This window comes from Streptomyces sp. NPDC048415, assembly GCF_040651675.1.
Classification (GTDB): Bacteria; Actinomycetota; Actinomycetes; order Streptomycetales; family Streptomycetaceae; genus Streptomyces.
On record NZ_JBEZKJ010000067.1, the window covers coordinates 38,605 to 45,637 of the forward strand.

The following is a 7,033-nucleotide window of genomic DNA, read 5'->3' on the forward strand; positions in this document are numbered from 1 at the left end:
GGACAGATTCACGTACAGAGAAAGCGAAGCCTCACCATGGACCTCGGCGTGCGCTGGAAACTGCACGGCGACGGGCGCACGCCCGCCCCCGGAGCGGTCGTCCGCCCGGATGAACGCCTCTCCTGGCCCCGCACGGTCGGGCTCGGGGCCCAGCACGTGGTCGCCATGTTCGGGGCGTCGTTCGTCGCGCCCGTCCTCATGGGCCTGGACCCGAACCTCGCGATCATGATGTCCGGCGTGGCAACGGTCATCTTCCTGCTCGCCACCCGCGGTCGCGTGCCCAGCTACCTGGGCTGCTCGCTCTCCTTCGTCGGTGTCGCCGCCGTGATCCGCGCGCAGGGCGGCTCCAGCGCGACGGTGACGGGCGCGGTCTTCGTGGTCGGCGTCGCGCTGTTCCTGGCGGGACTCGCCGTGCAGCGGTTCGGGGCGCGGATCATCCATGCCGCGATGCCGCCGATCGTGACCGGCGCGGTCGTCATGCTGATCGGCTTCAACCTGGCTCCGGTGACGGCGTCCACGTACTGGCCGCAGGACGAGTGGACGGCACTGCTGGTGATGCTGTTCACCGGTCTGGCCGTGGTGTGTCTGCGCGGTTTCTGGTCACGGATCGCGATCTTCCTGGGCCTGGTCTTCGGGTACGGGATCTCCTGGGTCTTCGACCGCGTCTTCGGCAGGATCCACTCGGTGGACGCGAGCGGCAAGCTCACCGACCACTGGCGACTGGACCTCTCCGGCGTCGGCAAGGCGGACTGGATCGGTCTGCCCTCCTTCCACGGCCCCTCGTTCCAGTGGTCGGCGATCCTCGTCGCGCTGCCGGTCGTGATCGCGCTGGTCGCCGAGAACGCCGGCCATGTGAAAGCGGTCGGTGAGATGACCGGGGATCCGCTGGACGACAAGCTGGGCACCGCGATCTCGGCGGACGGCGTCGCCTCGATGCTCTCCACGGCGGTCGGTGGCCCGCCCAACACCACGTACTCGGAGAACATCGGCGTCATGGCCGCGACCCGCGTCTACTCCACCGCCGCCTACTGGGCCGCGGCAGGCTTCGCGCTCCTCTTCGGCCTCTGCCCCAAGTTCGGCGCGGTCGTGGCGGCGATCCCCGGCGGCGTCCTCGGCGGCATCACCGTCATCCTGTACGGGATGATCGGCCTCCTCGGCGCCCAGATCTGGCTCAACGCCCGGGTCGATCTGCGCAACCCGCTGAACCTGGTGCCGGCCGCCGCGGGCATCATCATCGGCGTCGGCGGCGTCACCCTGAAGTTCACCGACACCTTCTCGCTGAACGGCATCGCGCTGGGCACCCTCGTCGTGATCACCGGCTACCACGCGCTGCGGGCGATGGCTCCGGCCCACCTCAAGAAGCAGGAGCCGCTGCTCGATTCGGGAACGTCGGGCTACGACCAGCAGGAGGGAGCGGGTGGGCCTCCGGACCCCGGCCCCGCGGCCACGAAGCGGAGCGCGGGCGGAGCCTGACGCGCTCGGCTACCGCCGCGCAACGGGGATGTGTTCGGCGAGCTGGTCTTCCCGCTGCGGGTGGTGATCGGCGTGGACGCGTGCGGCACCGACTACACCGGCGGCGAGTTCCTCATGGTGGAGCAGCGCCCGCGCGCCCGGTCGAGGGGCACGGCGAGCCTCCTGCGGCAGGGCCACGGCCTGGTGCTCACAACCCGGGACCGCCCTGGGCGCACGCGTCGCGGCTGGTCGGCGGGTGCGGTGCGGCAGGGGTGAGCAGCGTACGGTCCGGGCGGCGGCGGACCCTGGGGCTGGTGTTCCGCGACGCGGCCCGAGGCACCGCCCGCCGACTGAGGCACCGCCCGCCGACTGGGGCACCGGAAGCCGACACCACCGCAGCACAACGCCGCATTTCCCGCTATATCACAGTGAAACGTGTCTTATTACAGCCATGCCTACACCTTCACGCCGTACCCTGCTCCGTGCTCCGCTCGCTGCCGCCGGCGCGGGACTGCTGCCTGCCCGCACCGACTTCGTTCTCCGCCCGAACCACGGCCCCGAGGGGACCGCGCTCAGCGAGGCCGGCTTCGCCCCGCCGGGGCCCGGGGAATATGTCGACCCGTCGGGTCCGGAGGTCCTTGCCGCCGAGCGGAGACGCGGTTCCGGCCCGGTGCGCACGCTTGGGTTCACCGCCGCCGAGTCCACGCTGGACCTGGGCGGGCGGACTGTCCGGAGCTGGGCCTACGACGAGACGCTGCCCGGTCCGGTCGTGCGCGTCACCGCCGGTGACGTCCTGAGCCTCACCCTCGCCAACCGTCTGCCGGTCTCCACCACGCTCCACTCGCACGGGGTGCGGCTGCGCTGCGACATGGACGGCGTCCCGGACGTGACGCAGAACGCCGTCCGCCCGGGGGCCGACTTCACCTACCGCTTCGCCGTCTCCCACCCGGGCACCTATCTCCTCCACTCCCATGTCGGACTCCAGCCCGACCGTGCGCTGTACGCCCCGCTCATCGTCGACGACCCCAAGGAACCCCTCGCCTACGACCACGAATGGGTCGTCGTCCTGGACGACTGGCTCGACGGCGTGGACGGCTCCACCCCGGAAGGCGTGCTCGACCAGCTCCAGCCCGGCACGGGCACCTCAACGGCGGCCGGAGGCATGGCCATGGGTCCCGGACGCGGCAGCCCGCCGGCCGGCCCCTCCCGAGTGCTGCGCGACTCCTACAGCCGCATGCTCGAGAGTGAGGGAGGCAGTGTGGCCTACCCGTACTACCTCGCCAACGGCCGCCTGCCGAGCAGTCCCCCGGTGTTCCGGTGCCGCCCGGGCGACCGCGTCCGGCTGCGCATCATCAACGCGGGGTCCGAGACCGCCTTCCGGGTGGCGCTGGGCGACCACACCATGACCGTCACGCATACCGACGGCTATCCCGTGGAGCACACGCAGACCGACGCCCTCCTCCTCGGCATGGCCGAGCGGTACGACGTCCTGGTCACCGCCAAGGACGGCGTCTTCCCCCTCGTCGCACTCGCCGAGGGGAAGGAGGGCCAGGCCCTCGCCGTGCTGCGCACCGACACGGGAAGTGCCGTTCCCCGGCGGGATGTCCGCCCGAACGAACTGGACGGGCGGGTCGTGCCCGCGCGTCGCCTCTCACCGGACGAGTCCGTGGCGCTGGACGACCGCGAACCCGACCGCGAGCTGCGCATCAGGCTCACCGGCAGCATGCGGAGGTTCGACTGGGGCTTCGACCACCAGCCCTACGACGTGCACAGGCGCCACCCGGTGCGCGCCGGTGAACGGGTACGGCTCACCCTCATCAACACGACCGCCATGTGGCACCCGCTCCATCTGCACGGCCACACCTTCGCGCTCACCGGCGTCGACGCCGTCGGCACGCGCAAGGACACCGCGCTGGTGCTTCCCCACCGCAAACTCGTCGTCGACTTCGACGCCGACAACCCGGGCCTGTGGATGCTCCACTGTCACAACCAGTACCACTCGGAGAGCGGCATGATGACGATCCTCGGCTACCTCAGATGACCTGACCCTGGTCCGCCACGAACGACGCCATCCAGGCGAGAGCCGCGTTCCGGTTGACGGCCGTCTCGTTGGCGGACCAGGGCTGGATGTCGTGGGTGTAGCAGAATTGACCGTGAAGCCGACCAATGGCCGGGCTGGCGACGGGAGTTGACCTCGCCGTATCCGGTGACGTACGAGAGGGTGAATCCCGGGTTCGACGACTTCCAGGGCCGGTTGAGTGGTTCACACGAAGTGAACCCGGGGTACGCGCGGGGGGTCAGCGCGCCAGCTCGTAGGCGTACTCCGCCGAGAAGCTCCCCGGCGTCCCGTTGCAGCCGTCCGACTCGCCCGGCAGCTTCACCCACAGATAGGCGTCGATCCTGGCCTGTCCGGTCTTCAGGGTCGGCGCCTGTCCGATCTTCCGGCCCCCCGGATCGCACCACTCGCCATCGGCCGGGGCGCCGTTGCCGTTCCGGCTGGTGTCGATGACGGCGCCGAGGCTCGGGGGGCCGCCGAGGGCGGACAGTACTCGTCGGGCGTACGCGATCTCCGCGCTCGTACGGTGGAAGTTGGAGACGTTGGTGAAGATGCCGTCGGATGAGGCGGGTGAGGCGGCGCCCGCCTGGTCGAGCAGCGAGGCCTGTTTGGCGGCGGGGTTCCAGTCGGAGTGGCCGGCGTCGTAGTAGACGCGGGCCTTGGGGTTCGCGCCCTTGAAGACACGGCCTGCGCGGGCCAAGGAGGCGAAGCGGTCGGCCTGTTGGCCCTCGGTGAGGCAGTCGGACTGGGCGATCGAGTCGGGCTCCAGGACGACGATGACCTCGCCGGAGCCGAGGCCCGCCGCGAAGTTGTCGATCCAGTCGTCGTACGCGGCGAGGTCGGGCGCCCCGCCCTCCGAGGCACCGCCGCAGTCGCGCTGCGGGATGGCGTACGGCACCACGACCGGGACCCGGCCCTGCGCGGCGGCGGCCGATGTCACCGCCCTGACGCGCGCCGTGATGGTCGCCCGCGTGAAGTCGGCGAACCAGACGGCGGCCGGGCGGTCCGCGATCCGGGACTCTATGACGTCACGCCGCACGTCGCCGGGGTGGGCCTCGACCCAGTCGAGGACCTGAGAGTCGGGGTGCCGGTAGAGCAGGGCGGAGGCGGCCACGGCCTGCGGCTTCTTCCTGCTCGCGGAAGGCTTCGGGCTCGGCTTCACAGACGCGGACTTCGACGGTGACGGCGGGGCCGAGGTGGGCGAAGGAGTCGGTACGGCGGGCAGCGGCCGGAGGCTGGTCGAGTGGGTGACCAGCGGTTTGGCGTCGTCCGAGGGGCGCCCGTCGTCGAGCGCGGACACCATCCCCGTCACGGTCCCGACCGCGACCACGACCGAGGCCGCCGCGACCATGGCACCGCGCCGGGCGGTCCGCCTGCGCTCGGCCCGGCGCGCGGCCAGCCGCTGGGCACGTAAGCCTGACACGTGCTGCTCCCCCCACTCCCGCCACGGACGCGTTACCCCGTTCTGGGGAAGCGCCCGGCCCGGCGGCACTCCCGCCAGCCTAGGACTGGGACGCTGCCCTCATGGCGCAGTTGGCACAGTTCACCACCCCCGTAGACGCGGTCGTCTCCCGTATGCGCACCCTGGACAGAACGCTGCCCGAGCGGGACGGACTCGCGGTCTTCAACCGCGTCTACCTCGCTGTCACCGAGGAAGTCGACCGACGCCTGGATGCCGGGACGTTCCCGGACCCCGAGGCCGCGATCACCCTGGACGTGCGGTTCGCGGAGCGCTATCTGACGGTGGCCGAGGAGGGGTGCCCGCCCGCCTGCTGGCGGCCGCTGCTGCAGTTCCGCCGGCATCCGGGGGTACGGCCGCTGCAGTTCGCGCTCGCGGGTATCAACGCGCACATCGGGCACGATCTGGCGCTCGCCGTCGTGGACACCTGTCGTACGCTCCGCTGCGAACCGGCGGACCTGGAGGATGAGTTCGACCGCGTGGGTGACCTCCTCGTCTCGATGGAGGAAGCCGTCCGCGAAGATCTGATGCCGGGCCCCGACCTGCTCCAGATCGCCGATCCGCTCACCCATCTGCTCGGCTCGTGGAGCCTGGAACGAGCGCGTGACGCGACGTGGTCGGCCGCGCGGGCCCTCTGGGCGCTGCGCGGACTCCCCGACCTGGCCGAGGAGTTCGCCGACCGCCTCGACGCCGCGGTGGGCTTCGCCGGCCGGATACTGCTCACGCCGCTTCCGGACTGATCCGGCCACACCACCGCGTACGGCTCGGAACACGACGTTCCACGCGATACGTTGCTGATCGATACGCCTGACGCAAAGGAGCACCATCATGGCCACTCGGCTCGGGCTCAGCCTTCCGCAGACGCACCAGTACGACATCGGACGCGATGTGCCGGAGGTGGCGCGCGCGGCCGAGGAGATCGGCTACGAGAGCTTGTGGGTGTTCGAACGCGTCCTGTTCCCGGAGCCCGCGACTCAGGGCTTGTACGGCATGCCGGGAGTGCCCTGGCCGTCGTCGTACCGCGGCCTCGCCGAACCACTGGTGACGCTGACGCTGGCCGTCCCGGCCACACGGCGGGCGCGGCTCGGCACGAGTGTCCTGGTCGCCCCGCTGCACGGCCCGTTCCAGCTGGCCAGGACCCTCGGCACGTTGGACGCGGCGAGCGGTGGCCGGGTCGTGGCGGGCCTCGGCACGGGCTGGTCGCTCGACGAGTACGCGGCCGCGGGGGTGGCTCCGTTCGAAGAGCGCGGCCAGGTGCTGGACGAGGTCCTCGACGTGTGCCGCGCGGTGTGGGGCCCCGACCCGGTGCACTACGAGGGCCGCCTGACCAAGATCGCTTCGGCCGTGGTCTCCCCCAAGCCCGCCCGGCCGATCCCGATCCTGCTGCCCGCCTTCACCAAGAAGTCGCTGTCCCGGCTCGTCGAGCGCGGCGACGGCTGGATGCCGGTGGCCATGGGGGCCGAGCAGCTCGCCACGCAGTGGGAGGGGGTGCGGAACTACGCGGCCGAGCGAGGGCGGACGGAGCCGATCGAGTCGGTGGCGCGGGTGAACGTCCAGTACACGGCGAAGGCGTACGACGGCTCGGACCGCGCCCCCTTCCAGGGCAACGTCGACCAGATCGTGACCGACCTCGCGGCCCACGCCGAGGTCGGCCTCGACGAGTTCTTCGTCGACTTCGGCGACACCCCACGGGACGCCCAGGAACTCAAGGACCTGGCCGCCGAGGTGTACATGGCGGCCAGGGCGGCCGGGATCTAGGGCCGTTACGGCGGATCATGCCGCAGACGCGGGGCCTGGCACGTCCTCCGCACGCTCGGCTTCGCTCGCGCGGGTACCCCACCGGCGTGGTAGTCGGTCGCCGACTCCCCCACGCTCGGCTTCGCTCGCGCGGGGGTACCTGACGAAGTACTGCTAGTGTCCTGCGCCAGAGATCCGTCGGCAGAGGCGGGCGAGGGAGTCGAGGATTTCTTCGGCTGTTTTGGTCCAGATGAACGGCTTGGGGTCTTCGTTCCAGTTCTTGACCCAGGTCCGGATGTCGGCTTCGAGGGCCTGGATGTTCTTGTGTG

The 7,033-nt window shown here is 71.0% G+C and carries 5 protein-coding genes and 2 pseudogenes; 5 read left to right on the top strand and 2 right to left on the bottom strand.

The genetic code is table 11. The features are described 5' to 3' along the window. The first annotated feature begins 36 nt into the window (after positions 1-36). The 3 genes and pseudogenes from AB0D27_RS32455 (at position 37) to AB0D27_RS32465 (ending at position 3,493) form a co-directional block, all read left to right on the top strand. Positions 37-1,473, top strand: coding sequence for a solute carrier family 23 protein (locus AB0D27_RS32455; RefSeq protein WP_362515874.1), 1,437 nt, complete (start codon positions 37-39; stop codon positions 1,471-1,473). A gap of 27 nt (positions 1,474-1,500) precedes the next feature. Then, positions 1,501-1,784, top strand: a pseudogene (locus AB0D27_RS32460) (2OG-Fe(II) oxygenase); the annotation flags it as partial. A 119-nt stretch (positions 1,785-1,903) separates the two neighbouring features. Next, positions 1,904-3,493, top strand: a complete 1,590-nt coding sequence (locus tag AB0D27_RS32465) for a multicopper oxidase family protein (protein ID WP_362515875.1) — start codon at positions 1,904-1,906, stop codon at positions 3,491-3,493. Between the two features lie 256 nt (positions 3,494-3,749). Here the strand turns inward: AB0D27_RS32465 and AB0D27_RS32470 are convergent, their stop codons facing one another. Next, a complete protein-coding gene (locus AB0D27_RS32470) occupies positions 3,750-4,859 on the bottom strand; it encodes a glycoside hydrolase family 6 protein (protein ID WP_362515882.1) in 1,110 nt (369 codons plus the stop codon). Between the two features lie 173 nt (positions 4,860-5,032). On the opposite strand from AB0D27_RS32470, the gene AB0D27_RS32475 reads away from it, so the two are divergent. Both AB0D27_RS32475 and AB0D27_RS32480 read left to right on the top strand, forming a co-directional pair. Next, positions 5,033-5,707, top strand: a complete 675-nt coding sequence (locus tag AB0D27_RS32475; RefSeq protein ID WP_362515876.1) for a DUF5995 family protein — start codon at positions 5,033-5,035, stop codon at positions 5,705-5,707. A gap of 88 nt (positions 5,708-5,795) precedes the next feature. Then, the gene (locus AB0D27_RS32480; RefSeq protein WP_362515878.1) at positions 5,796-6,725 is read left to right on the top strand and encodes an LLM class F420-dependent oxidoreductase; all 930 of its coding nucleotides are present in this window, start codon (positions 5,796-5,798) and stop codon (positions 6,723-6,725) included. Positions 6,726-6,878: 153 nt separating this feature from the next. Here AB0D27_RS32480 and AB0D27_RS32485 read toward each other — a convergent pair. Then, a pseudogene (locus tag AB0D27_RS32485) lies at positions 6,879-7,033 on the bottom strand (IS630 family transposase); the annotation flags it as partial.

Coding starts and splice junctions, on each gene's coding strand:
- AB0D27_RS32475 (WP_362515876.1), top strand. CDS start 5,033: ATGGCGCAGTTGGCACAGTTCACCACCCCCGTAGACGCGGTCGTCTCC.
- AB0D27_RS32465 (WP_362515875.1), top strand. CDS start 1,904: ATGCCTACACCTTCACGCCGTACCCTGCTCCGTGCTCCGCTCGCTGCC.
- AB0D27_RS32455 (WP_362515874.1), top strand. CDS start 37: ATGGACCTCGGCGTGCGCTGGAAACTGCACGGCGACGGGCGCACGCCC.
- AB0D27_RS32480 (WP_362515878.1), top strand. CDS start 5,796: ATGGCCACTCGGCTCGGGCTCAGCCTTCCGCAGACGCACCAGTACGAC.
- AB0D27_RS32470 (WP_362515882.1), bottom strand. CDS start 4,859: ATGGTCGCGGCGGCCTCGGTCGTGGTCGCGGTCGGGACCGTGACGGGG.